General features: G+C 52.4%; 1 rRNA gene. It reads left to right on the top strand.

Going from position 1 to position 1,750, the window contains the following annotated elements:
• Window positions 1-1,727, top strand: a 23S ribosomal RNA gene (locus ACXAG1_RS16945); the annotation flags it as partial.
• Window positions 1,728-1,750 lie beyond the last annotated feature (23 nt).

The following is a 1,750-nucleotide window of genomic DNA, read 5'->3' as shown; positions in this document are numbered from 1 at the left end:
GAGCATGGTAGAGGAGCGTTGTGTAAGCCGCTGAAGGTGAACTGTGAGGTTTGCTGGAGGTATCACAAGTGCGAATGCTGACATGAGTAACGACAAGGGGGGTGAAAAACCTCCCCGCCGGAAGACCAAGGGTTCCTGTCCAACGCTAATCGGGACAGGGTTAGTCGGCCCCTAAGGCGAGGGCGAAAGCCGTAGTCGATGGGAAACAGGTTAATATTCCTGTACTTGCAATTGCTGCGATGGAGTGACGGAGAAGGCTAGGCCAGCATGGCGATTGGTTGTCCATGTTTAAGGTTGTAGGCTGGGGACTTAGGCAAATCCGGGTCCCTAAGGCTGAGAATTGATGACGAAGCTTACCTCGGTAAGTGAAGTGGTTGATGCCCTGCTTCCAGGAAAAACTTCTAAGCTTCAGGCAATTGCGAACCGTACTCTAAACCGACACAGGTGGTCAGGTAGAGAATACCAAGGCGCTTGAGAGAACTCTGGTGAAGGAACTAGGCAAAATGGTACCGTAACTTCGGGAGAAGGTACGCCGGTTTTGGTGATGGGACTTGCTCCCTAAGCTGAGGCCGGTCGAAGTGACCAGGTGGCTGCGACTGTTTATTAAAAACATAGCACTCTGCAAACACGTAAGTGGACGTATAGGGTGTGACGCCTGCCCGGTGCCGGAAGGTTAATTGATGGGGTTAGCTTATGCGAAGCTCTTGATCGAAGCCCCGGTAAACGGCGGCCGTAACTATAACGGTCCTAAGGTAGCGAAATTCCTTGTCGGGTAAGTTCCGACCTGCACGAATGGCGTAACGATGGCCACGCTGTCTCCACCAGAGACTCAGTGAAATTGAAATCGCTGTTAAGATGCAGTGTACCCGCGGCTAGACGGAAAGACCCCGTGAACCTTTACTACAGCTTTGCACTGAACTTTGAGCCTATTTGTGTAGGATAGGTGGGAGGCTTTGAAACTGTGACGCCAGTTGCAGTGGAGCCATCCTTGAAATACCACCCTGGTATGTTTGAGGTTCTAACTCTGGTCCATTATCTGGATCGAGGACAGTGTATGGTGGGTAGTTTGACTGGGGCGGTCTCCTCCCAAAGAGTAACGGAGGAGTACGAAGGTGCACTCAGCATGGTCGGAAATCATGCAATGAGCATAATGGTATAAGTGCGCTTGACTGCGAGTCAGACATGACGAGCAGGTACGAAAGTAGGTCATAGTGATCCGGTGGTTCTGTATGGAAGGGCCATCGCTCAACGGATAAAAGGTACTCCGGGGATAACAGGCTGATACCGCCCAAGAGTTCACATCGACGGCGGTGTTTGGCACCTCGATGTCGGCTCATCACATCCTGGGGCTGAAGCCGGTCCCAAGGGTATGGCTGTTCGCCATTTAAAGTGGTACGCGAGCTGGGTTTAGAACGTCGTGAGACAGTTCGGTCCCTATCTGCCGTGGGCGTTGGAGATTTGAGAAGAGTTGCTCCTAGTACGAGAGGACCGGAGTGAACGAACCTCTGGTGTTCGGGTTGTCACGCCAGTGGCATTGCCCGGTAGCTATGTTCGGACGGGATAACCGCTGAAAGCATCTAAGCGGGAAGCCTCCTTCAAGATGAGATCTCCCTGACTCCTTGAGAGTCCTGAAGGGCCGTGGAAGACTACCACGTTGATAGGCTGGGTGTGGAAGCGTTGTGAGGCGTTGAGCTAACCAGTACTAATTGCCCGTGCGGCTTGACCATACAACAGAGATGGTTACTAACGA

Source organism: Microbulbifer sp. ABE4_465 (assembly GCF_056160765.1).
The sequence above is the reverse complement of the archived record's forward strand: the minus strand, read 5'-3'. Positions and strand labels throughout refer to the sequence as shown.